The sequence below is a fragment of the Aliidiomarina sp. genome (assembly GCF_022565475.1).
Lineage (GTDB): Bacteria > Pseudomonadota > Gammaproteobacteria > Enterobacterales > Alteromonadaceae > Aliidiomarina.
Window position 1 is genome coordinate 318,037 of the sequence record NZ_JAIUMR010000001.1, and the last position, 23,499, is coordinate 341,535.

Annotated in this window: 18 protein-coding genes; 5 read left to right on the plus strand and 13 right to left on the minus strand. The window is 49.2% G+C overall.

All coding sequences use genetic code 11. From position 1 onward, the window contains the following. Positions 1-66 precede the first annotated feature (66 nt). On the plus strand, positions 67-504 hold the full coding sequence (locus tag LAT77_RS01395; protein WP_290562746.1) for a hypothetical protein: 438 nt from the start codon (positions 67-69) through the stop codon (positions 502-504). Between the two features lie 44 nt (positions 505-548). Beyond that, positions 549-1,046, plus strand: a complete 498-nt coding sequence (locus LAT77_RS01400; RefSeq protein ID WP_290562747.1) for a hypothetical protein — start codon at positions 549-551, stop codon at positions 1,044-1,046. Here LAT77_RS01400 and rrtA read toward each other — a convergent pair. Both rrtA and LAT77_RS01410 read right to left on the minus strand, forming a co-directional pair. Next, complete coding sequence (gene rrtA, locus LAT77_RS01405; RefSeq protein WP_290562748.1) at positions 1,003-1,593, minus strand: rhombosortase; 591 nt, start codon at positions 1,591-1,593, stop codon at positions 1,003-1,005. The genes LAT77_RS01400 and rrtA overlap by 44 nt on opposite strands. After that, positions 1,594-4,047: a prolyl oligopeptidase family serine peptidase gene (locus tag LAT77_RS01410; RefSeq protein WP_290562749.1), complete on the minus strand. Its 2,454-nt coding sequence runs from the start codon at positions 4,045-4,047 to the stop codon at positions 1,594-1,596. Positions 4,048-4,360: 313 nt separating this feature from the next. On the opposite strand from LAT77_RS01410, the gene LAT77_RS01415 reads away from it, so the two are divergent. The 3 genes from LAT77_RS01415 (at position 4,361) to rnhB (ending at position 7,805) form a co-directional block, all read left to right on the plus strand. Beyond that, positions 4,361-5,917, plus strand: a complete 1,557-nt coding sequence (locus LAT77_RS01415; protein ID WP_290562750.1) for an AbgT family transporter — start codon at positions 4,361-4,363, stop codon at positions 5,915-5,917. Between the two features lie 124 nt (positions 5,918-6,041). After that, a complete protein-coding gene (gene argE, locus LAT77_RS01420; protein WP_290562751.1) occupies positions 6,042-7,208 on the plus strand; it encodes an acetylornithine deacetylase in 1,167 nt (388 codons plus the stop codon). 18 nt (positions 7,209-7,226) lie between these two features. Next, positions 7,227-7,805, plus strand: a complete 579-nt coding sequence (gene rnhB / locus LAT77_RS01425; protein WP_290562752.1) for a ribonuclease HII — start codon at positions 7,227-7,229, stop codon at positions 7,803-7,805. Between the two features lie 80 nt (positions 7,806-7,885). Here rnhB and LAT77_RS01430 read toward each other — a convergent pair whose 3' ends face one another. The 11 genes from LAT77_RS01430 to accA form a co-directional block, all read right to left on the minus strand. Then, positions 7,886-10,027: a prolyl oligopeptidase family serine peptidase gene (locus LAT77_RS01430; protein ID WP_290562753.1), complete on the minus strand. Its 2,142-nt coding sequence runs from the start codon at positions 10,025-10,027 to the stop codon at positions 7,886-7,888. Between the two features lie 112 nt (positions 10,028-10,139). Next, a complete protein-coding gene (locus LAT77_RS01435) occupies positions 10,140-10,823 on the minus strand; it encodes a heme-binding protein (RefSeq protein WP_290562754.1) in 684 nt (227 codons plus the stop codon). A gap of 166 nt (positions 10,824-10,989) precedes the next feature. Further along, on the minus strand, positions 10,990-12,603 hold the full coding sequence (locus tag LAT77_RS01440) for a dihydrolipoyllysine-residue acetyltransferase (RefSeq protein WP_290562755.1): 1,614 nt from the start codon (positions 12,601-12,603) through the stop codon (positions 10,990-10,992). 11 nt (positions 12,604-12,614) lie between these two features. Continuing rightward, positions 12,615-13,592, minus strand: coding sequence for a transketolase C-terminal domain-containing protein (locus LAT77_RS01445; RefSeq protein WP_126790422.1), 978 nt, complete (start codon positions 13,590-13,592; stop codon positions 12,615-12,617). Then, entirely contained in the window at positions 13,592-14,773 is a 1,182-nt protein-coding gene (locus tag LAT77_RS01450; protein WP_290562836.1) for a thiamine pyrophosphate-dependent dehydrogenase E1 component subunit alpha, read from the minus strand. Before LAT77_RS01450 ends, LAT77_RS01445 begins: the two co-directional genes overlap by 1 nt. 165 nt (positions 14,774-14,938) lie before the next feature. Next, positions 14,939-15,979, minus strand: a complete 1,041-nt coding sequence (astE, locus tag LAT77_RS01455; protein ID WP_290562756.1) for a succinylglutamate desuccinylase — start codon at positions 15,977-15,979, stop codon at positions 14,939-14,941. 36 nt (positions 15,980-16,015) lie between these two features. Next, positions 16,016-16,753, minus strand: a complete 738-nt coding sequence (locus tag LAT77_RS01460) for a DUF599 domain-containing protein (protein ID WP_290562757.1) — start codon at positions 16,751-16,753, stop codon at positions 16,016-16,018. A gap of 146 nt (positions 16,754-16,899) precedes the next feature. Continuing rightward, positions 16,900-20,034 carry an efflux RND transporter permease subunit gene (locus tag LAT77_RS01465; protein ID WP_290562758.1) on the minus strand — a complete coding sequence of 1,045 codons (3,135 nt, stop codon included), beginning with the start codon at positions 20,032-20,034 and terminating at the stop codon, positions 16,900-16,902. A 2-nt stretch (positions 20,035-20,036) separates the two neighbouring features. After that, complete coding sequence (locus LAT77_RS01470; protein ID WP_290562759.1) at positions 20,037-21,224, minus strand: efflux RND transporter periplasmic adaptor subunit; 1,188 nt, start codon at positions 21,222-21,224, stop codon at positions 20,037-20,039. Between the two features lie 308 nt (positions 21,225-21,532). Then, entirely contained in the window at positions 21,533-22,528 is a 996-nt protein-coding gene (tilS, locus tag LAT77_RS01475; RefSeq protein ID WP_290562760.1) for a tRNA lysidine(34) synthetase TilS, read from the minus strand. Positions 22,529-22,540: 12 nt separating this feature from the next. Beyond that, a complete protein-coding gene (gene accA / locus LAT77_RS01480) occupies positions 22,541-23,497 on the minus strand; it encodes an acetyl-CoA carboxylase carboxyl transferase subunit alpha (protein WP_290562761.1) in 957 nt (318 codons plus the stop codon). Positions 23,498-23,499: the final 2 nt, after the last annotated feature.

Sequence of the window (23,499 nt, forward strand, 5' to 3'; positions counted from 1 at the left end):
GGGGCTTGCGAGCCCCTTTTTTATAAACTAAACGATTATGAACACACCGATAAAAGGAAACGTTCAATGAAAATGAATTCAATGCGTTTATTGATGCCCTTGAGTATGTTAATCGTGCTCGCGGCATGTTCACCAAGTTCCGATGAGCAGGTGATCGAAGTTACCGAGAATGACCAACTGAGTGAAACGACCTTGAGTGAGCAAATCAGCGACAAGGCAGCGGAAATATTCCGTTTAGTAGGTAATCCACAAGCCGATCATCCGAACCAATGTCGAGCCATTGAGTTTGGTCGCAACGCCTGTGGTGGTCCTGCAAGCTGGTTGATCTATTCCACTGCAGTCACCGATGGCGAAACCATCGAAGCTTTAGTAGGCGAATACAATCAGCTCAGCGAAACCTATCAGCGCACTTTAGGTCAAGTCTCTGACTGTGCTGAGCTGGCCGAAATTCAATTGACAATTCGTGACGGAATTTGTGTTGGTACTGCACTGTCATATATGTAACAGTTTGATTTAGATACGGGTAGAACCGAGATAGGAGTTATTCAATGGCTGTAAAACCGCTGCAGTTCACCTTCGCTGCATTAAGCGCACTTATATTGTCTGCCTGCGTTGATAGCCAACAACTAGCCGACTATGAAAATGCTCAAACCGATGAAAGCGGCTATCAGCTGATCGACGTCGCCTTTGTCCAGCACCTCGACCAAATTCTAAACGAAGATCGTGAAGTGGACGCAAGCGATATTGAATTGCTCAATAAAGAGATTAACGCTTTAGTCGCCATACCAACGGCGGAGAATGTCCAAGCATGTGCAGTAGTCGGTTATGGCAGCAAACCCTGTGGCGGCCCGAGTCGATGGTTAATCTATTCGCGACAAGTCACAGATGACGAGGTATTACTGCCTCTGGTCGAGCGTTATAACCGCCTCACTGAACAGTATAATCAGCAAGAAGGTATGATGTCCGACTGCGCCATGCTAGAGCCGGTACAGCCACAACTAATTAATGGTGTTTGCGCTGCTGGCTCGCGACACTTATCTGAATAAGTGCGACAGTAATACCACTCAGTACCCCATAAAAATGGGCTGCGACCGCAAGTGATTCGGTTGCAGCCTGATTACCCAACGGCCCGAAAAACTGCTCCCAGCTGACTTTGAGCACTAAACCGAATAAAAGTAGGTAGCCAAGTTTAATGCGCTGGCGAATGTCATGACACGCTCCCCACGCGAAAATGGCATACAGGACGCCGGAAAAACCAACATAGTATTGCAGTTCAGGCGCCAGCCAGTACACACCGATACCGGTCAACACGGTGAGGGCTATGACCACGTAAGCATAGCGCCAAGCTGGTGCATGCTCGGCAAAGAGCAAGAACATCACCCAAATACCAGCCACATTCAACAGCAAATGCCGCCATTCAAAATGCAGTAACTGCCCAGTCATGATCCGCCACCACTGCCCTTCCGCAATGAGCTCTCGCTGATAACTGAGCGCCTCATGCAGGTTTGCTGGTAACAGATAAAAAAAGACCAGCAGCAATGACATCACTGCTGCTGGTACTAGGTATTGCCGTTCAAGAGGCAGTTGAATCACTTAGTTCTTCTCTGGATACAATGAATCCCACCACTCTGGTTGGTCTTTCAGATGTTTATCAAACCAAGCCATGTAGGTTGCCCACCAATGGAAGCGCGCATCGCGACCAATAATGTGGTGATCCTGGCCTTTATATTCGACCAGCTCGACTTCTTTATCCAACAGTTTCAGTGCCGTGTACATAATGTGACTCTCACCCGGCGGAACGTTGGTATCCGCATCACCGTGAATCAGTAACATTGGCGCAGTCACTTTATCGGCATGAAAGACCGGGCTTTGTTGCGAATACAAATCCGCGTTGTTCCATGGGAAGCTACCCTTGCTGGCTTCGCCAGAGTACAAGAAGCCCCACCAACCGTGTCCCCAGTAGGACGTAATATTCGAAATACCAGCATGGGACATTGAGGCCGAGAAGATATCCGTCATCGTCGCCAACAACATGGTCATAAAGCCACCGTAAGAAGCACCTAAATGGCCCACACGGTCAGCGTCAACAAAAGGATGCGCAGCAAGAAACTCTTGCGTGCCTTGAATAATGTCTTCGGCCGTGTATTCACCCCAGGCATTAACGTGCCGCGCCGAGAACTCTTGGCCATAACCAATAGCGCCGGTCGGCTGTAACACATACACCACGTACCCCTGATGAGCCCATAGATTAAACGGGTAACGACCAGTAAAGCCACGTTGAACCGGTGTTGTGCCGCCATAATAGTAAACTAACGCTGGGTAGGTCTGTTCAGGGTCAAAGTTATGCGGATAATACACTCGGCCGTGAATTTCATCACCGTGACGATTGGTAAAGTTCCACTCTTCAACCGGTGCGATACGATTCGCAGTATAGGCGACATCAGCACTGTCCCACAGGGTTTGTAAGCGCCCTTCCTGCAAGTCTAAGCTCACCACTTTTTGCGGGGTCGTTGCGCCACTGCCGGCAATCACCAATTTTGGCAATGCTGACTGATTGTAAGTCACGTTCGAGACAACTTCGATATCCGTGCTGACTCGCATAAAACGTGACGTACGCGGATCAAAACGATAGAGCTGGGTGCCATCACGTTCTGTTACGCGCAACAATAATTGCTGATTTCCCAGCACTGCAACACTACTAATCGCTGGATCAAACTCTCGACTCAACGCAGTGACCTGCTGATTTGCATCGAGACGATAGAGCTGACCATCATAGTTATTGGTTAACAAGTCTTCCGCAAGACGAGGATCACGACCGGCGTTATCGGCAAATTCAGGGCCGGCAACAATATAGATGCCCTCTTCACCGTAGACCGCTTGGTTAAATGTCCGATGGGTACCCAGATCACGCGTTTCGCCGGAAGCGACGTCGACTTCGAACAACTGCACAGCAAAATGCGGTGGCGCAGCATAATCGACGAGACGGCTGCTGACTAACAATCGGTCGCCATCGCGATGCGTATCCGCAAGGCTGTGGCCAGAACCACCAAAGGTATGCTGCTGAACCAGTCCACTGTCGATATTAACCGTATTTTGCGTTACATTGCGGAAACTCGACCAACGATCTTCAAGAGCTTGAAAACGTTTACTGAGACCAGAGTCACTCTCCGCTGTTTTCGTCCAGTTGAAGACTAAACGGCTGTCGTCTAACCAACGTAAACCAGACATGCCGCGTTGTTCTGCAGTCACCGTGGTGACCGACAGGTCCGTCAAATCTAAAATTTCAATTTTGTTGCCACTAATATAAGCAACTTGAGAAGCACTTGGGTGCCAAGCAAACTGCCCTGCGTTCGCGTTTTGCCAACGATAGACGATGCGATTCTCGCTCAGATCTTTAATCACTAATTCATTCTGAGCACTATTACCGGTCGTCGGTGAATAGGCGCTTTCCCGCCAGACCAGATAACGACCGTCCGCCGACAAGTCGATTGAACTCACCGTTGGCGCATCGAACATCGACTGTTCACTCAAACGCCAATGCTCCGGCCATTGCGTCGCAACCGTGTCATGTTCGGCTTTACCTTGCCAGTTCAGAGTCAGTGCTGACCAATCCTCAACACCTTCAACTAAAATAATCAGCTTGTGATCACCAGTTTGCAAATTCACGTCAACACTATGCTTACCGCTGGCGATGCGACTGCCATTGAGATACACAGAGGTGTGGCTTGCACCTGACACTTCGATGCTGCCACGGGTGAAACGATCGACACTGAGCGGCAATCTTAAAACACTGCTCTCGCCGCTGATGCTATCCGCTAACGAGGTATCGGATGCATTAAAATCAGCTAACCAAGGACGCACAGCGCTATCGCGTAACGCATCGGCTTGATCCGAGTCACTGCTAGTGATTCTCACGGGATGGACACGAACATCCTGTTTGGCAATTTCTATTTCCGCGGCTGATACTGATGCTGCGCTAAAGAGACCCGTCGCGGCCAAAGCAATAGCGACGCCTCGCAATGAAAACTGTGAACCTAAAATTCGCATAGGAAACCCTTGTTGACGTTCTTATCATTAAAATCTAAAGCTTATCTTACACATTTCCGTTGAAATCGGCAGTTTTCGTCCACAAGAATGCGATAAAACTCGTAGCAAACACGATTATTTTGAGAAAAAAGAAATCTGATCGCAAATTCGCGTCTGACAAGGCTACCGATCACGGCTTGAAGGATGTATGCTAAATGCGATTTTTGTTCGAGTTCTAGGCAAAATGACGCTGAAGCTGCCATTTTAACTAGAGATTTATTCGAACTCACACCGAAAACACAACAAAAACAGTGGTTAACCACGGGGACTCATTATGAGCGCTGACAAGCAAGTCAAGGATACAGAAAACGGTCTGCTCAACCGTTTCCTCAATAAAATCGAAGTGATCGGCAATAAACTCCCTGATCCAGCCGTCATGTTTGCTGGATTATTAGTGATTGTCTGGGCACTGAGCTTATTGTTCGCCCAATTTAGTTATAGTGAAATCGACCCGCGAACAGGTACCGAGATTGTCGTTAATAACCTACTCGCACCCGCCGCCCTCGCGAACTTCCTCGCCACCATGGTTACAACATTCACGTCATTTGCGCCGTTAGGTGTCGTGCTTGTTGCTATGCTAGGTATTGGTGTGGCAGAGCGCAGTGGTTTTATTAACGTTGGCATTAAGTTGCTATTGAACAACACAGCGAAATTCTTGCTCACGCCAATTTTGATCTTAGTGGCAATTGTCAGCCATACCGCAGTTGATGCTGGCTACGTTCTCGTTATTCCGCTTGGTGGTATTATCTTCTATGCCGCTGGTCGTCACCCTCTTGCGGGTATCGCCGCAGCGTTTGCCGGTGTGTCAGGTGGTTTCTCCGCAAACTTTGTACCCAGTGCGATCGACCCGATGTTGCAAGGGATTACCCAAGAAGCGGCACGCTTATACGACTCAACGATTCTGCTCAACCCACTGAACAACTGGTACTTTACCGCTGCGTCGAGCATTGTCGTGGTATTAGTCGGTTGGTACTTAACTGATAAAATCATTGAGCCACGGCTGCAAGGCACCCAAGTTGACGGTGACCCTGAAGAAATGCCAAAAATCGAAGAAGTTTCTGCCAAAGACCGCAAAGCCTTTACCGCCGGTGGCCTAACCATGCTTGCAGGTATTGTTGCACTCGTGGTCATGACCTTGCCAGAAACCTCAGCGCTGCGTTCACCTGAGGGTGAAATCGCTGCATTTGATGCACCACTGATGCAGTCGATTGTACCGATTATCTTCTTGTTGTTCTGGGTACCTGGCATTGTTCACGGCTATGTCGCTGGAACCTTTACTGAGTCCAAAGACGTCATCATGGCAATGTCGAAAACCATGGAAACCATGGCTTACTACCTGGTCATGGCCTTCTTCTGTGCGCTCTTTATCAAGGCATTTGGTGACTCGAATCTCGGCATTCTACTGGCCATGAAAGGCGCGAACTTCCTGCAAGCGATGGCTGTTCCAGGCCCGGTGACCTTGGTGGGTATCATTATGTTGGTTGCGATTATTAACCTATTCGTTGGCTCTGCCAGCGCAAAATGGTTACTGATTTCTCCAATTTTCGTACCTATGCTGATGCAGCTCGGTATCTCACCTGACCTGACTCAGGCGGCCTACCGTGTTGGTGATTCGGTGAGTAACATCATTACGCCGTTATTGCCTTACTTCCCACTCGTTGTGGTTTACTGTCAACGCTATGTGAAGAGCACAGGTATCGGTACATTAGTTTCGATGATGCTGCCATACAGTGTCGCCTTGGGTATTATTTGGACCATCTTCTTGTTGCTCTACTGGATGATCGGAATCCCACTCGGTGTCCAAGCCAACTATATTTACCCAGCTGGTTAAACGTAACGCCTTATAACCTCTGGTTAAAAGATAGACAAAAAGGAGCTGAACTCTTCACCGAGTTTAGCTCCTTTCTTTTCTGCGCCATGGTAAGATGTACCCTTCGACTTGCTTAGGAGTTTTTATGCATCGCACTTTGCCTTCGTTCATGGATATGTACCGTGATTTAATTGCCGCCCCATCGGTTAGTTGTCTTGAACCCACTTGGGATATCTCGAACCGACAAGTCATTGAATTACTGGGTCTGTGGCTGTCGAGCTTAGGCTTTCATGTTGAGATACAAGAACTCGAGCGCCAAGCGGGCAAGTATAATCTGTTGGCCAGTATCGGCCCTGAGCCAACCGACGGTAGTGCTGCAGGTCTCTTGTTATCAGGCCATACCGACACGGTGCCGTGGGACGAAGGTCGCTGGACGCGTGACCCATTCACCCTCACCGAAGCCGACGGTAAACTCTTTGGTTTAGGCAGTGCTGACATGAAGGGCTTTTTCGCTTTCGTCATCGAAGCGGTGCGTGATCTTGACCTCAGCAAATTAAAAAAGCCGCTGCGAATTCTAGCCACTGCCGACGAAGAAACATCCATGGCGGGTGCCCGTGAACTGCATCGCTTTGCCAACTTAAAACCAGAATACGCGGTCATTGGCGAGCCGACGAACATGGTTCCGGTGCGTATGCACAAAGGTCACTCGACCGACTGCATTCGCATCACCGGGAAATCAGGCCACAGTTCTAACCCCGCTGCAGGTGTAAACGCGATTAGCATAATGCACGAAGTGCTTGGTTCCCTGAAAACTCTTGAGCAAAGCCTGAAAGACAAGTTTCATGAGCCCGCGTTCGAAGTCCCTTATCCAACCTTGAATTTCGGCCACATCCACGGCGGCGACGCAGCGAACCGTATTTGTGCCTGTTGCGAGCTACACATGGATATGCGGCCATTACCGGGTATGCGTATCGATACACTGAATGACATGCTTAACGGCGCATTGGCGCCCATTCGAGAGCGTTATCCGAATGCACTCGACATTATCGCCATGCATGAACCGATTCCTGGCTATGAAACCAAAGCCGATGCCGCTTTAGTCCGTTTGGCTGAAGCGATCAGTGGGCAGAACGCTGAACCCGCTAACTATTGTACCGAAGCACCATTTATTCATGATCTAGGTTGCGAAACCATTGTTATGGGCCCGGGCTCTATTCGTCAGGCGCATCAGCCGGACGAGTACATCACCCTGGCGGAAATAAAGCCAGCACAACAACAGCTGCGCGAACTGATTGTGAAAACCTGCTTTTAGAATAAAAAGGACGAAAACGTGTCTGAACTAAAACGCCCTCTACTGACCTGTGGAGTCGACGAAGCGGGTCGCGGCCCAATTGCAGGTCCCGTCATTGCAGCTGCGGTGATACTTGATCCAAACAATCCAATTACGGGAATCACTGACTCGAAAAAACTTAGCGAGAAAAAGCGCAATGCACTGAATCTCGAAATTCGTGAAAAAGCGCTATGTTGGTCGATAGCCCACTGTAGCGTCGAAGAAATTGACGAATTGAATATTCTGCATGCGACCATGTTAGCCATGAAGCGCGCCGTCGAAGCATTACATCAACGTCCCGAGCTGGTTTTGATCGACGGCAATCGGCTGCCGAAACTTGCCGTACCGGCCGAAGCTATTGTTGGCGGTGACTTAAAAGAAGCCTGTATCGGTGCTGCGTCGATTCTAGCCAAGGTCGAGCGAGATCGGCAAATGCTTGAATGGCACGAGCTTTACCCGCAGTATAATTTCGCCAAACACAAAGCCTACGGTACTGCTGAGCATTTAGCTGCACTGAAAGCACATGGCGTTAGCCCGATTCATCGTAAGAGCTTCCGCCCAGTGCGTGACCTTCTTTAGTCGCAGAGATTTAACGCTAGTAAACATGAAAAAAGGGCTATGCGATTACCGCATAGCCCTTTTTCAATTGGTTTAGAGACTTAGCGTGGCAGTTCGCTATAGCCCATGTTGTATAAGATAAACGAGAACACGTCGGCAGCTTGGTCAATGACCATTGACACCGGCATTCCCGCACCATGGCCCGCATTGACATCAATGCGAATCAACTGTGGGTTTTCGCCACCATCTTTCGCCTGTAACTCAGCGGCATACTTGAATGAATGCGCCGGTACAACGCGATCATCGTGGTCAGCGGTGGTCACCATCGTTGCTGGGTGATTCACACCTTCACGGACGTTATGCACAGGCGAGTAGCCCAGCAAATACTCAAACATCTCTTCACTTTGCTCGGATGTGCCGTAGTCATATGCCCAACCCGCGCCGGCTGTAAAGGTGTGGTAACGCAACATGTCTAACACACCAACGGCCGGAATTGCGACTTGGAACAGCTCAGGGCGCTGGGTCGACACCGCTGCCACTAACAGGCCGCCATTCGACCCACCACGAATCGCTAATTTATTGCTGCTGGTGTAATTTTCCTCAATGAGATACTCGCCCGCAGCAATAAAGTCATCGAAGACGTTCTGACGGTTTAATTGGCGACCGGCATCATGCCAAGCTTTACCGTACTCGCCACCACCACGGATATTGGCAACGGCATAAATACCACCCATGTCCATCCAAACCGCGTTAGCAACGCTGAACGAAGGCGTCAGGCTGATATTAAAACCGCCGTAGCCATAGAGAATGGTTGGGTTGCTGCCATCACGCTCAAGATCATTGCGATAGCTAATAATCATTGGAATCCGCGTACCGTCTTGCGAGGTATAGAACACTTGCTCAGACGTGTAATTTGCCGGGTCAAAGTTAGTTTCCGGGCGATTAAACAGCTCGCTCTCACCGGTATGCGGATCGAAACGATAGATGCTGCTCGGCGTCGTGTAATTGGCAAAACTGAAGAACAGCTCCTCGGCGTCTGCCTTACCACCGAAACCACCGGCACTGCCCACACCAGGCAGATCGATTTCACGGACCAAATTACCTTCTAAGTCGTATTGCTGTACTTGCGCGACTGCATCGACAATGTAATTAGCAAAGATATAGCCGGCACCGGTACTCGCACGTAACACGTGATTGGTTTCCGGAATCACATCCTGCCAATGCTCAGGTTGCGGATTTGCCGCATTCGCCATGACCACGCGACGGTTCGGTGCATCGCGGTTGGTTAGAAAATACAGGGTATCACCCTCAGCGGTGAGTAAACTCACATCGTGACTTGGCGTCTCAACAATTGCTGTAAAGCCAGCTTCTGGATTCTCGAGGTCTTTAATAAAGAGTTTGTTACCCGAAGTCGATACTGATGCCGAGACCAATAAATAGCGGTCATCACGGGTGACACTAGCGCCCACGTAACGATGAATTTCCTCAGGCTTCTCACCAAACACGACTTGGTCTTCGGACTGAGGTGTACCCAAACGATGGAAATACAGCTTATGCTGCTCGGTCATTGCCGAAAGAGCGCTGCCGTCCGGCTTGTCATAGCTTGAATAATAAAAGCCTTCGTTACCGACCCAGTTAATGCCACTAAATTTGATGTCTTCGAGCACATCACCAATTTGTTCGCCAGTTTCGACATCAATCACGATGATCTTCCGCCAGTCACTGCCGCCCTCAGAAATCGCATATGCCGCTAAACTACCGTCACGCGAAAAACTCAAAGAAGCCATAGACGTTGTGCCATCAGCACTAAACGTATTTGGGTCGAGGAACACCTCTGGCTCACCGTCATCTTTCTGACGGTACAAAACAAACTGGTTTTGCAGGCCATCGTTGCGATAGAAATAGGTGTAATCGCCTTCTTTAAACGGTGCACCTAAGCGCTCGAAATTCCATGAGTCTTGTAACCGCTCACGAATAGAATCACGATATGGAATTTGCTCTAAGTAAGAAAATGTCAGTTCATTCTGAGCTTTAACCCAAGCGCTAGTTTCAGCGCTGCGATCGTCTTCTAACCAACGATATGGGTCTGCAACTTGGCGACCAAAATAGGTGTCGACCACATCGCCTTTACGCGTTTCTGGGTAGGTTAAATTTGATTGCGCGGCGTCTGTCTCTGCTGGCGCTGGGGCTTCAGCACAGGCAGTTAACAGGGCAACCGTCAGTAATGGAATGGCGTATTTCATGAAGCTAGGCTCTCCAAGTGTTGTTGTTATATTAACCCTAGATTAACAAAGTAATCTCACAAAGCCTATGCAATTAAGCCCAGTAATTAAACGCTATACCGAGCAGCTAGCGCTATTTCACGACAACCGCAACCTCATCGTCGTGCTGGTCATCCAAGTAAGCAATCATGATTTCATTACGGCGTAGGAAAGGTAATCGCCAGGGCGGGTCATAACGGGCAACTTCTGGGCTTCCTAGGGGAGTTAACCCTTGATCTTGCATCCATGCGAGCAACTCAGTCGCTATTTGTTTTGTCCGTCTCTCGCCGGCAAAGCCTGAAAATGAAACAACTGCATAGGTTTGTGTCGGTACTTGGCGCACCTGCACTTGCGAATTATTCGGTTTCGGCAGCGTCTCATAACTGTACTTACTGGGCATGACAAAATGCACGCGCCAGCGATTGTCGTTTTGTTGCATGGTGACGGGTGCTGTCATGCTAATCTCGACTGATTGAGGCTTCATCGTCACCGGTGACGTCATCGCAATGTCTTGGCTCCGCCCCGATTCCGCAGTGTTATTACCAAAAATGAAGTCGGCTAGAACACGAAAGCCGCGGTTCGACGCTTCATTCATGGACCCTGTTACCCAAGTTTCCGCAATCAGCATAGGTTGATACAAACGCAGCTCGACCGGTCCTCGTTGCTCAAGGACTTCATACTTCGGCTCTTCTGTTGCCATCGCTGTTCCTCCATCGACCAGTGATAAAAAGGTTAGTGATAGAACACCAAGAAGACTCGCCAAAACAAATTTTTTCATAGCCTAACCCTCACACTAACTAGCAGTCCTTTAAATACGTCGTTAAGCAGCGAAACGGCTTCATCCGCGATGATTATTTTTTAACAACCATAAAAAAACTGCCTAAGTCATTCACTTACTTAGGCAGTTTCGATTTGCTTCAAGCGCTAATTATTTACAGAGACACTTAGCGCATCACGGTCAGCATTTGCATTGGATCTTCAAGGAACTGCTGCCAACGCTTATTGAAGTTTGCAATGGTCGCACCGTCGATAATCCGATGGTCGCCTGACCAACTTGCAGTCATTATATCGCGGCCAACAACACTACCGTCCGCAGCAAAGCGCGGTAAGGTTTGTACCTTACCAAGCGCAACAATCGCTGCTTCTGGCTTATTGATAATCGGTGTAGTCACCGTGCCACCGACAACGCCAATGTTGGAAATGGTAATCGTGCCACCTTTCATGTCGGCTTGCGCAACTTTCCCTTCCCGCGCGGCAGCCGTTAAGCGGTTCACTTCTTCAGCCACTTCTAACAATGACTTCTGCTGTACCGCCTTAATGTTCGGCACCATTAAACCCACTTTGGTTGCAACGGCCATACCAATGTTATGGTCGTCGAAATAAGTGATTTCTGTGGCTTCGTCATTCAGCTGAGCATTCATAATCGGGAATTCGCTGAGTGCTAATGACATTGCTTTAATAAAGAACGGCATCAAGGTTAAGCGCACGCCCTGCTCGGCATATTGTGCTTTGAGTTTCGCATGCAATGCACGTAACTCAGTGAGGTCAAACTCTTCAGCATAGGTAAAATGCGGAATGGTTCGCACCGAATCGGCCATTTGCCGTGCCATCGCTGCACGGACACCGCGCATCGGCTCAGTCCGCTTGCCGCCCGTTGCTGGTGTTGCAGCCGGGGCACTGGTTGCAGCAGGTGCTGCAGCAGCGTTTGTCGTAGCAGAGGATGCTTTAGCAGCGCTCAGATCTTCTTTCAGAATCCGACCTTTTTTGCCACTACCCTGCACTGCAGTTAAATCAATTCCTGCTTCACGTGCACGTCGACGCACAGCCGGGCTCGCTAAAACTTTTCCGTCTGCAGCCGGTTGTGGTGGCTCAAACTGACCACCTGCTGCGCGCGCTGGCTCTGCAGTTGCAGGCGTTGCAGTTGCAGACGCTGCCGCTGGTGCAGGTGCTGATTCGGGTGCAGGTGTTGTTGCGTCGGCTGCGCCCGTTAACGCAAACAGCGGCGCTCCAACTTTGGCAATGTCGCCTTTCGCGTAATATAACTTGCTCACCACGCCGTCAGATTTGGCCGGGATTTCAACCACCGCTTTATCGGTCATGACTTCGACGACAACTTGGTCTTCTTCAACTTGCTCGCCTTCGCTCACACGCCATTCAACGATCTCACACTCGACAATACCTTCACCAATATCTGGCAAAATAAAGTCATTCGCGCTGCCTGCAGCAGCTGCCGGAGCGGCTTGAATTTCTTCTGGTTGCGAATCTGCCGGTGCAACTGGCGTTGGCTTACTTTCTGCTTGCGCAGGCGCTGAGTCAGTGCCTTCGGCATCAATTGCAAACAGTGGCTCACCGACTTTAGCGATGTCGCCTTTGGCGTAGTAAAGCTTGGTAACAGTACCGTCAAACTTGGCCGGAATCTCCACCACTGCCTTATCCGTCATCACTTCGACAACGACCTGATCTTCTTGCACTGAATCGCCTTCCTGGACTTGCCATTCGACGATTTCACACTCAACGATACCTTCACCGATATCTGGTAAAATGAAATCCGTGCTCATGAAAGCTCCTGTTAGTAATTCAGTGAACGTTTAATCATTTCGTACGTCTTCAGATGATCTGAGAAGTACTCTTTTTCGTGCGCAAGCGGGTACGGTGTATCTAAACCTGAAGCACGCATCACCGGCGACTCTAAGTACAGGAAGCATTTTTCCTGAATCGTTGCCGCCACTTCGCTGCCGAACGCCATGGTATGCGGCGCTTCTTGGCTAACAACCATGCGACCCGTTTTCATCACCGACTGCGCAACCGTGTCGACATCCCACGGCAAAATGCTGCGTAAGTCGATAATTTCAACGCTGACACCGTCTTTCTTCGCCAATTCTGCTGCGCGCTCAATCACTTCGACTTGGGCACCCCAGCCAACGACTGTGATATCCGTACCTTCCTGCACAACTTCAGCCTTACCAATAGGCAGTGTGTACTCTTCTTCCGGTACTTCGCCAACCGCAGCGCGATATAAACGCTTCGGCTCGAGGAATAAAACTGGGTTTGGATCAAAAATCGCACTCAGCAACAAGCCTTTAGCCTGATACGGGTTGCGTGGAACAACAATTTTTAAGCCTGGCGTGTGGGCAAAGTAAGCTTCTGGTGATTGCGAGTGATAGTGACCACCATGAATACCACCGCCATAAGGAGTACGAATGGTTAAACCACCGACATTAAATTCGTTACCTGAGCGATAACGGAATTTGGCGGTTTCGTTCACGATTTGGTCAAATGCCGGGAATATGTAATCACCGAACTGAATTTCCGCAACTGGGAAACTCCCTTGCGCAGCCAAACCGTTGGCAAAGCCAATAATTCCTTGCTCAACCAATGGCGTGTTAAAACAACGGCTACGGCCATACTTTTGCTGCAAACCGCTAGTTGCTCGGAAAACACCACCAAAGTGGCCAACGTCTTCACCAAAAACACTAACTTTGTCGTTCTTTGCCATCGCCACATCGAGAGCGCTGTTGATGGCTTGGAGTAAATTCATTTTTGCCATTACTTAACGCCTCCTGAGGTAGCCGGGTACGCATCTGGATATTGCCGGATGTGTGCTTTTAACGCTTCAAGTTGATCTTTCAACGCTTGCGTCGGCTCGTCATAGACGTCAACAATAATTTCATCAACATGCGGCGCAGCAACAGTTTCTGCTCGCTTCAATGCCGCTAAAACTTCTTCTTTATGCTGTTGCATTTGTGCGTCAGCTTCTTCTTCGCTAATCCAACCTTGCTTCACCAACCAATTGCGGAAGCGGATCATCGGCTCGCGTTTGCGGCGTGCTTCTTCTTCTTCCTTGCTGCGATAACCACTTGGATCGTCCGATGTTGAGTGGCCGGCCATCCGATATGACATGGCTTCAATAAGCACGGGCTCATTCTCTTCAACCGCTAAGCGACGCGCTTCTTGCACAGCTTGGTAAACGGCAAAAATATCATTACCGTCGACGCGAATGGCTTTCATGCCATAACCAACAGCACGCGGGGCAATACCATCGCCAGCAAATTGCTCATTGGCCGGCGTTGAAATCGCGTAACCATTGTTCCGGCAGAAGAAGATAACGGGCACTTTAAATACAGCAGCCATATTTAAACCGGCGTGGAAGTCACCTTCTGAAGCGGCGCCTTCACCGAAATAACATAAGGTACAGGTCTTATCGCCAGACTGCTTCTGACCATATGCGTAACCCGTTGCTTGTGGGATTTGCGTGCCGAGCGGCGACGAAATCGTCATGAAGTTCAAGTCAGCGCAGCCGTAGTGCACTGGCATTTGCCGACCTTTACCCAAATCAAGCTCGTTCGAGAACAGCTGATTCATGAACTGGTCAATAGTAAACCCGCGAAACGCCAAAGCGCCTTGCTCACGGTACTGACCCATAATCATGTCTTCAAACTTAAGCGCAGCCGCCGAGCCAATTGCTGCGGCCTCTTCACCCAATGATGAGAGGTAAAAGCTAATTCGACCTTGGCGTTGTGCGGCGATCATACGCTCATCCAAAATCCGAATAAACTGCATGGTACTGAACATCTTCAGCGCCAGCTCTTTGCCGATTTCCGGAAGTTTGACTCCTTTATGCACCGTGCCGTCTTCTTTCAGCAACTGATACATAGGAATATCAAGGGCATTCCCGGAAATTACCTGCAGTTCAGTAGTCACTGCAGTTTTTTGAGGATCCTTTGCCATTTGCGTAGCCATAGCGTTCTCTTCAGTGTGTTAATACTTTGTGACAGACTTTACCTTTACGTCAACTGCGATGCAAACTTTGTCGTTCAGTTCTGTCGTAATTGGTGTTCATTCTAGCGTACATTTGCCAAGCGCTTGCTCTGACCAGACTCAACTGGCCAAGGATTAGGCAACATTGAGTTTATCCATAGCCACCGGCATGACGGTCAAAAGTGCGCGCTGACCAATCGCCACTTTCGCATTTGGAAAAATAATCGCTTCGCCGTCCTGTTCAGCATACACCGGCTCGGAACCATCGCGCGCAAGCAAATCACCTTGCTTAAATGACGTGAAATTCGCCACATCATCGGGGAAATTCAATTGAAAATCTGTTTGTGTGCGGTTAATGCTGCGTTGCACTTGATAGATTTGTACCGAGGTTAATCTCGGCGTTGCCTCTATGTTCAAACCATCACGGATCAACGTCAGTAGTTGCGCTTTGGTTTGTGTGAAGCGCGTCATATCATTCTCGCCAAATGGACGCACTTTACCCAGTTCGACGGTGAAGCCATGAGCATCACATGCGTTTACCGAAAAATACGAGAAGGTTGTCGTTGGCCCCTCATGCAGCAGCACCACAGGAACATCGAGCGCCGCTAACAAACGCAACTGTTCAGCCGAGTAAGGTTTGCCGTTCTGGTAGGGGTAAACTGCAAATTTTTCGTGTTTGGAGTCACGAATAGCGGTATGCAAATCGTAATGTATGCGAGTATGTGTGCGTGGCGTCGCCGCAAAAAAATCAATGACAAAGCCTTCCAATGCTTTGGCGCGCTCGCGTTCACGGTTGATTAAGCCCTCGCCTTGACTGTGCCCACCGCTAAATAACCGGTTCATATTCTCTTCGACAAATCGTTGCCCGATATTAATCGCCGCCGGATTCGCGATTAAAAATAACACGCGACTTTTCGGCACGAACTCTTCTCGCATCAGCGCGCTAATCAGCTCGTCACAAATTTCTATGGGTGCGGTTTCATCGCCATGGACTGCGCATGACAGGACTACGTCCAGCGCCGCAGATTGCTCAGGTGGAATAAATTCAATAACGCCGCTGTCATGTTGGATGACGCGAACACCATTGCTTAACTGTGATGAAACAGGGGCTAAACCTCCCCACTCATGTTGCCGCGTGAATGCTAAAAAGCTATCGTCAGGCCATGATTGCACCATTGATTCGTAACTCCTGTTTAAAAGATTAAACTATGATTAGACCGTGCCAGATTGTTTCGGTCCGGGCTCGAGCCCTTGCGAGGCCAATAGTGCTCGTAACACACGTGAATTGTATTCACGCCGATAGAGCACTGCGGTAACCACGATGCTCGCGAGAATGAACAGCCAGGGGCTCACAAACCAACATAGGTAGGCAAGCGCAAAATAATAGGCTCGTAAACCGTAATTATACTCATGTCCTGCCTGATCGAGTACTTTTGCGGCATTGAGTGAGAATGCCTCACGCTGCGCTTTTTCGACCGTCGGGCGCGAGATTGACGGTGCCATTCCCAATAAAATGGAAACAAAGCCAAATTGACGTACCGCCCAAGTAAACTTAAAGAAGGCAAATACCATGATACTGGCGATACCAGCGAGTTTTAACAGAACCAAACCATGACTTTGTTCGGTGGTGAATGGCAATTGCTCCAGAACCCGCACGAAGGCATCGTTCGAGGCAATAACAGTTAATACACCAGCGAGCACAAAAATGGTTGAGGAAGCAAAAAAAGTAACCGTGCGCTCGACGTTACCCACCAAGGCGGCGTCAGCAATGTGATGTTCCTTATGCACCACTGCGTTCATCCATTCAACACGCAACGTACACAGAATATTGGACAGCGAGTAGTAGGTTTTCGCTCGTTTCCGCGCAAAAAATGAATAGCCCACCCAACATGACATAAACCAAGCAAACGCTATGATATCAATTAACGGAATAGCGATCATTTTCAACATGCCGAACTCTCCCTGAATCTACAACCGCGTTCATTTGCAATAAAAACCAATGCTGCGATGGGTAAGTGTAAGCTCACAGTTTAGCGTTTTTTATGACAGAAAAAAGGGCAAATCTTCATTTGCCCTTTTTTACTCGTTTGAATGCCTTACATACGGCTTACTTCGTCACTTGCGACGACCGGTCGCCCGCGACCAAACCACTGCTTAATATCATTCAACACCAGATACAAACACGGTATGAGTATGAGTGTAATGACGGTTGCAAACAATATACCGAAGGCCAGAGAAATCGCCATTGGAATCACAAATTTGGCCTGCATACTGCGTTCCAATACAATCGGTGCAAGACCCATAAACGTCGTCAATGACGTCAATACAATCGCGCGAAAACGGGCACAACCAGCATTCACGACAACCTCGCGTAGATCTTTGACCTTGTCTTTGGTTTGGTTGACATAATCGACCAATATCAGACTGTCATTCACCACAACGCCGGCCAATGCAATAATTCCGAATAGACTAAGAATACTGATTGGCATCTGCAGCACCCAGTGGCCAAAAATCGCACCGATTACACCAAACGGAATGACCGACATGATAATTAATGGCTGGCTGTAGGACTTCAACGGAATCGCCATCAAGGCATAAATTCCAAATAATGCCAAGAGCGCACCAAAGGCTAAGGAACTCAGCGCCTCCGCTTCGTCCAGACTCGCGCCTTCAAGTCCAAAACGAACATTCGGATATTGTGCCAAAATGTCAGGAAGATAATTCGCCTGCACATCGCGGACAATCGAGCCCGGTTCAATGCGATCCTTATCAACCCGCGCCCGCACATTCACTGACCGCACCCCATTCACCCGATTAATGGTGCTAAAACCGTCTGCTATTTGCGCCTCGGCAATTTCTCTAAACGGTATCTCGCGACCATCAGGCGTGCGGATCATCATACTCTCTAGGTTGCCAATTGATTGCCGTTCTGACAGCGGATAGCGAACCATCACACGCACTTCTTCGTCATTACGCGGTAGTCGTTGTGCTTCAGCACCATAGAAGGCATAGCGCACTTGCGTAGCTAAGTCTTGCAGCGTTACACCGACCGAGTCAGCAGTCGAATTCAAGCGCAGCTGAACTTCTTCACGCGGTGTTCCAAATGTGTCCGAGATATCAAACACACCCCCGTATTCCGCCAGAACGGCACGCAGATCACGCGCTGCAGCAGCAAGCTCGTCAAGATTACGACCACTGAGCTGGAACTCGATATCAAAACTCGGCCCGCCACCAATACTGCCTTGGAAGTTCAGTTCTTTGACACCTGCTAATTCAGGGACTCGCTCACGCCAATTGTTGACCGCAACGAAACCGTCAATCTCTAGCTTTTCACCTTTCTCCAACTCAACCATAACCTGGCCAGACTCAGCACTATTGAGGAATAGGTTGACGTGCTTGACCATGGGTTCACCATGCTTCTGCTCGTATTCTTCGTTGAGTTCCTCCAGCACTGAGCGGAGTTCACGTAAAACGCCAGCGGTACGCTCTTCATTGGTACCCGGTTGCATCTGCACTTGGGCAAAAATAAAGTCGCTGGGGATATTCGGGAAGAACACCCAACGCACAAATCCGCCGGAGAGTAAGCCGAACATAATGATCATTAAAGCTACGAATGCAGCGATGGTATTGTAGCGGTATTTCACACACTTTTCGGCGAACGGCCGATAGCGTTTCTGCACAAATACTTTCAAACCATCCGCGAAGCGATTCCGAAAACGTTGAAATGCGTTTTGTTTGCTATCGGCGGTCTTAGAAAATTTCATCCCATTAATATGCGCAGGTAGAATCCACTTCGACTCAATCAACGAAAAAATCAAACAGAAGATCACCACGTAGGCAATGGACTCCCAAATGCCCGCCATCGTGCCACCAACCATCAGCATAGGGACGAAAGCGACGATCGTAGTCAACACCCCGAATGTGGCTGGTAAGGCGACACGCTTCGCGCCACGAATTACGTTTTCTTCGGATTTACCGTGTGCCTCAATTTCGGAGTAGGCACTTTCTCCGATGATTATCGCATCGTCGACCACGATCCCGAGCACGAGGATAAAGCCAAACAAGGAAATCATGTTTACGGAAACATCAAACACAGCAAGATTCATCAGCGCTAAAGCACCGAGGAAACAAACCGGCAACCCAACCATGACCCAAAATGCCAGGCGCAATTGCAGGAATAATGTCAAAGCAAGGAAGACCAAGACGATGCCGAAGTACATGTTCTTCATCATCAGGTCGAGTCGGCCCTGCAAGTAATAGGAGCTATCCCCCCAATGGTCGAGATAAACCCCTGCTGGCAAATCGTTTTTCTTCTGCTCGACATAACGCTTCACTGAACGCGCAATTTGCAAGTCATTTTGATCGCCAACTGAGTCGACACGCACAAAGGTCGCTCGGCCGCCATCAAACTCCGCAAATGCACGCGTTTCAACAAAATCGTCACGAACAATCGCGATGTCGCCGATGGTAATTCGAGTGCCGTCTGGACGTCGCAATAAGACAATATCTTCGAATTCACGGCCGCTATAGCTTTGACCTTTCGCGCGCAACAAAATATCGCCATTCGGTGTCCGAATCGTGCCGCCGGGAATATCAATGGACGTGCCGCGAACAGCTTGCACTATGTCTTGAAAGGTTAGACCGAACTGACGTAAATCATGCTCAGAAATCTCAATTGAAATCTCATCGCTACGCGCGCCGACGACAGTTGCACGCGTAATCCCCGAAATCGAACGAACCTCATCCCGAATTTCACGGGCTAAGTTCTTCCGCGAACGTTCATCGAGATCACCATAGACAGACATCCAAATAATCTGTCGTTGCGGCCGCATTCGATAAACCAATGGCGGTTCAATTTGCGCAGGAAAACTGGAAATACCATCCACGTTCATGCGTACTTCATCCATTACTTCTTGGATGTTGTAGTTCGATTCCACTTCGATTGTAACCGTGCCCATACCTTCGCGCGCATTACTCGTAATTCTTTTTATACCTTCGACTTCATCGATGGCATCTTCAATACGAATAATAACGCCCTGCTCGACCTCCTGCGGTGCGGCGCCTGGGTACAAGACACGAACCGAAATCGTATTCGGTTCAATGGTCGGAAACATTTGTTTGCGGATGGAAAACACCGCAGCAATACCGGCAACAATAATTAAGAACATTAATAAATTGGCGGCAACTCGATTGCGCGTAAACCACGCAATAATTCCAGTTTCACGCTGCATGTTTATTCTCCGTCAGCCGTTGCATGCGGATTTTCTTCACCGGGAATGCGCACGCGCAGTCCATTCAGAGGGTTTTCTAATTGAGTCAGCATCACCAATTCGCCGGCAGCTAACCCAGAGCGGATATAAACTGCATTGCGGTCGCGTCGGAAGATCTCGACATCGCGTAATTCTAAAGTGCGCTCAGGTGTAATCACCCAAACTTGTTGATTGCTCGTTACTGCATAGCGCGGCAGTTCAACTAAATCATTCACCTCAATGCCTTGTAATTGCATGCGGACAAAGCGACCGAAGGGTAAGGCTGAACGATCAGCATCTTCCGCGAGGTTATACGGGTCTTCAACAGCAATGACCGCATAGGTCACACGACTATCCGCATCAATCACGCCTTCCGTGCGAATTAAATGACCTTGCCATTGACGCGATTCGCCAGCAACTTCTGCCTTTAAAATTGCGGTCGGAAAGGTATCAACCGCTGCACCCGGTTCAATGGCCGGCAATAGCGCGAGATCGAACTCAGAAAGTGCAACGCGAATTTCAGCAACGTCAGTACCGAAGAACGAACCAATATTCGCATTTGCTGGGATAAATTGGCCTAGATTGACGTTCCGGCTCTGCAGTACCCCATTAAACGGCGCTTTAATCTCAGTACGCTCAAGGTTGCGTTCAGCTTGGGCAAGACGAGCTTGTGCCGACTGTAAGTTGGCAAGTTCACTTGCTAACTGCGGGCGTCGTAAACCTAATTCCGGAATTTCGCCTGCCTGAATCGAACGCCACTCTGCCTCTGCTACCTGCCCACGCGCTCGCTCTTCAGCGACCATGGCTTGAGCACGGGCCAAGTTCGCTTTCGCCTCTTCGAGCGCAGTGCGAAAATCAAAGTCATCGATGCGCAGCAGTACTTCGCCTTTACTAAAAAATCCACCGGCCACGAAGCGAGGTGAGACCCAGTGAATCCGCCCCCCTACTTCTGCGGTCAGTTGCGTTGCGAAGCGCGGCATCACATTACCCTGGGTTGGTACTTGAAAACGCACCGGACCTACCTCTATCACTGTGTATTCAACTAACACTGGAAGGCGCTCAACACCTTGTCGCGGTGGCGTTGGTCGTGAAGATGAAAGTGCCATGAAAATGAGGATTGCAGCCGTAATAATTAAAATCGGTACAATAATGAGACGCTTTTTAACTGCCATGAGTAATTTAACCGCTGATAGAGTAGTATTCCCAGTTGCTGTATCGAGCAACCGAACCGTGTCGCAATTTAAAACAGTGCTATCTTTTTTTATATTACCATTAACCTAACTAGTGTACGCGAATATCCATAACGAAAATGTAACAAATTGTCGCTGAAATATTAGGCTTTTATTATACGTCAAGAACAAAGGTTAACGAGTCGGCGTGGAGTATAGACGATAGATTGTTAAAATTATTCCATACCAGCTGCCAGTTACCGCTTAGATACGAAGTTTTAACGAAAAAGGTGCTTTTTTGCGCAGAAATATTAGCGGCCGCGGAAATCTAGCTTTAGCCATTTCTGTTGACGATACACTTCAACTTGGCTCCAATTGACTCGCACTTGCTTGCCACCGCGACTACGTTGCAACTGGGTTTGTAGCTCGTATAGGATAGCCGCACTCGGAAGGGTGATTTGAAAGGTTTCTAACCAAGCGCGCAGTAGCGCTCGCTGCAATTTTTCATCAAGCGACCACCAATTGGTTAATTCAAACCAGTTTTCCGCCGTCTGAAAGTCGCCTAATTTTTCGCTCAACAGCGCTTGCAGGACTTCTGTTTGTTCGCCGCATAACGCAGCAGTGCGCGCCGCTGTATGCTGAAATGACGGAAAGCGCGCTTCAATCTGGGGAATGATTGTATGGCGAAAAAAATTACGCTCGATTCGGGTGTCATGATTGGTGTCATCTTCAATCCACTCGACGCCATGAGCTCGTGCATAACGATAAATTTGATCTTTCGTTACGTTCAGCAAAGGACGGATTAAACGGCGCTGATCGACAAACTCAGCAATTTGCTGCATTCCCGCGAGTCCTTTTGGTCCCGAACCACGTTTGAGCTGTAACAGCAGGGTTTCAACCTGATCAGTGCGATGCTGGCCTAATAAAATCACGGCGTTCTTGCTGGTTAACTCAGCCAAACGGCGATAGCGTGCTAAACGCCCCTGCTCTTCCTTGCTCAAGCGCTTACCGGTCGGCACGGTCACTGGCTCAACAATGTGGTCGATTCCCGCACGTTGACAATAAGTGCGTAAAAACTCAGCCCATGCAGGCGAATCCGGATGGAAATAATGATCAAGGTGAATCGCGAGGTAGTGAAAGTCGGGAAACTCCTGCTGGAAGCGCAAGGTTAAGTCGAGCACGGACTGAGAATCCGCACCACCACCTAAAGCCACCACAATCTGTTGCCCCGCAGGAAGTTCCAACGAGGTCAACAGATCACGATACAGCGGATAAAGGTCAGTTTCTGCTGACGCAGGAAGCGCCATCATGGGTCCTATTTAAACGTAACCAAACGACATCAGCTTTTTATAACGCTGCTCCAGCAACTCATCATGCGACAACCCCGAAAGACTTGCGAGGTCGTCGGCAATACGCTGTTTTAATCGCGTTGCGGTCGTCGCGTAGTCGCGATGCGCGCCACCAAGCGGTTCTTCAACGATTTTATCAATCAGGCCTAACTCCAACGAACGTTGCGCGGTAACACCCATGGCTTCAGCCGCTAATTCAGCTTTCGTGGCACTTTTCCACAAAATCGACGCACAGCCTTCTGGTGAAATCACCGAGTAAGTGCTGTATTGCAGCATATTCACACGGTCACCTACACCAATCGCCAAAGCACCACCGGAGCCACCTTCACCAATCACAGTACAGACAATCGGTACCCGCAAACGCGCCATGACTTTTAAGTTTCGGGCAATGGCTTCACTCTGCCCACGCTCTTCGGCACCGATTCCTGGGTATGCACCCGGTGTATCAATAAAGGTCACGATTGGCATTTTAAAACGTTCGGCCATTTCCATTAGGCGTAGCGCTTTGCGATAACCTTCTGGTTTCGGCATACCGAAATTGCGGCGAACCTTTTCTTTGGTTTCTCGACCTTTCTGTTGGCCAATGACCATGATCGGTTTGCCGTCCAGTCGAGCAATGCCGCCAACAATTGCTTTATCGTCGGCAAAGGCGCGGTCACCGGCCAACTCATCAAACTCAGTGAACATGAGCTTAATGTAGTCCAAGGTATAAGGGCGCAGCGGATGGCGAGCTAACTGAGCCATTTGCCACGCGCCTAAATCGCCAAAGATCTTGGTAATTAGTTCGCTACGCTTCTTTTGTAGCTGCGTGATCTCTTTTTCTAAGTCAATATCGAGACCGCCTTTCGCGCCGACAGCACGTAACTCTTCAATTTGTGCTTCTAGTTCAGCAATAGGCTGCTCAAACTCTAAAAAATTTAGATTCATTC

Bases quoted from the DNA above. Each gene is read 5' to 3' on its own strand.
- LAT77_RS01395 (WP_290562746.1), top strand. From the start codon at position 67: ATGAAAATGAATTCAATGCGTTTATTGATGCCCTTGAGTATGTTAATC.
- LAT77_RS01400 (WP_290562747.1), top strand. From the start codon at position 549: ATGGCTGTAAAACCGCTGCAGTTCACCTTCGCTGCATTAAGCGCACTT.
- LAT77_RS01410 (WP_290562749.1), bottom strand. From the start codon at position 4,047: ATGCGAATTTTAGGTTCACAGTTTTCATTGCGAGGCGTCGCTATTGCT.
- LAT77_RS01415 (WP_290562750.1), top strand. From the start codon at position 4,361: ATGAGCGCTGACAAGCAAGTCAAGGATACAGAAAACGGTCTGCTCAAC.
- argE (WP_290562751.1), top strand. From the start codon at position 6,042: ATGCATCGCACTTTGCCTTCGTTCATGGATATGTACCGTGATTTAATT.
- LAT77_RS01430 (WP_290562753.1), bottom strand. From the start codon at position 10,027: ATGAAATACGCCATTCCATTACTGACGGTTGCCCTGTTAACTGCCTGT.
- LAT77_RS01435 (WP_290562754.1), bottom strand. From the start codon at position 10,823: ATGAAAAAATTTGTTTTGGCGAGTCTTCTTGGTGTTCTATCACTAACC.
- LAT77_RS01440 (WP_290562755.1), bottom strand. From the start codon at position 12,603: ATGAGCACGGATTTCATTTTACCAGATATCGGTGAAGGTATCGTTGAG.
- LAT77_RS01445 (WP_126790422.1), bottom strand. From the start codon at position 13,592: ATGGCAAAAATGAATTTACTCCAAGCCATCAACAGCGCTCTCGATGTG.
- LAT77_RS01450 (WP_290562836.1), bottom strand. From the start codon at position 14,773: ATGGCAAAGGATCCTCAAAAAACTGCAGTGACTACTGAACTGCAGGTA.
- astE (WP_290562756.1), bottom strand. From the start codon at position 15,979: ATGGTGCAATCATGGCCTGACGATAGCTTTTTAGCATTCACGCGGCAA.
- LAT77_RS01460 (WP_290562757.1), bottom strand. From the start codon at position 16,753: ATGTTGAAAATGATCGCTATTCCGTTAATTGATATCATAGCGTTTGCT.
- LAT77_RS01465 (WP_290562758.1), bottom strand. From the start codon at position 20,034: ATGCAGCGTGAAACTGGAATTATTGCGTGGTTTACGCGCAATCGAGTT.
- LAT77_RS01470 (WP_290562759.1), bottom strand. From the start codon at position 21,224: ATGGCAGTTAAAAAGCGTCTCATTATTGTACCGATTTTAATTATTACG.
- tilS (WP_290562760.1), bottom strand. From the start codon at position 22,528: ATGGCGCTTCCTGCGTCAGCAGAAACTGACCTTTATCCGCTGTATCGT.
- accA (WP_290562761.1), bottom strand. From the start codon at position 23,497: ATGAATCTAAATTTTTTAGAGTTTGAGCAGCCTATTGCTGAACTAGAA.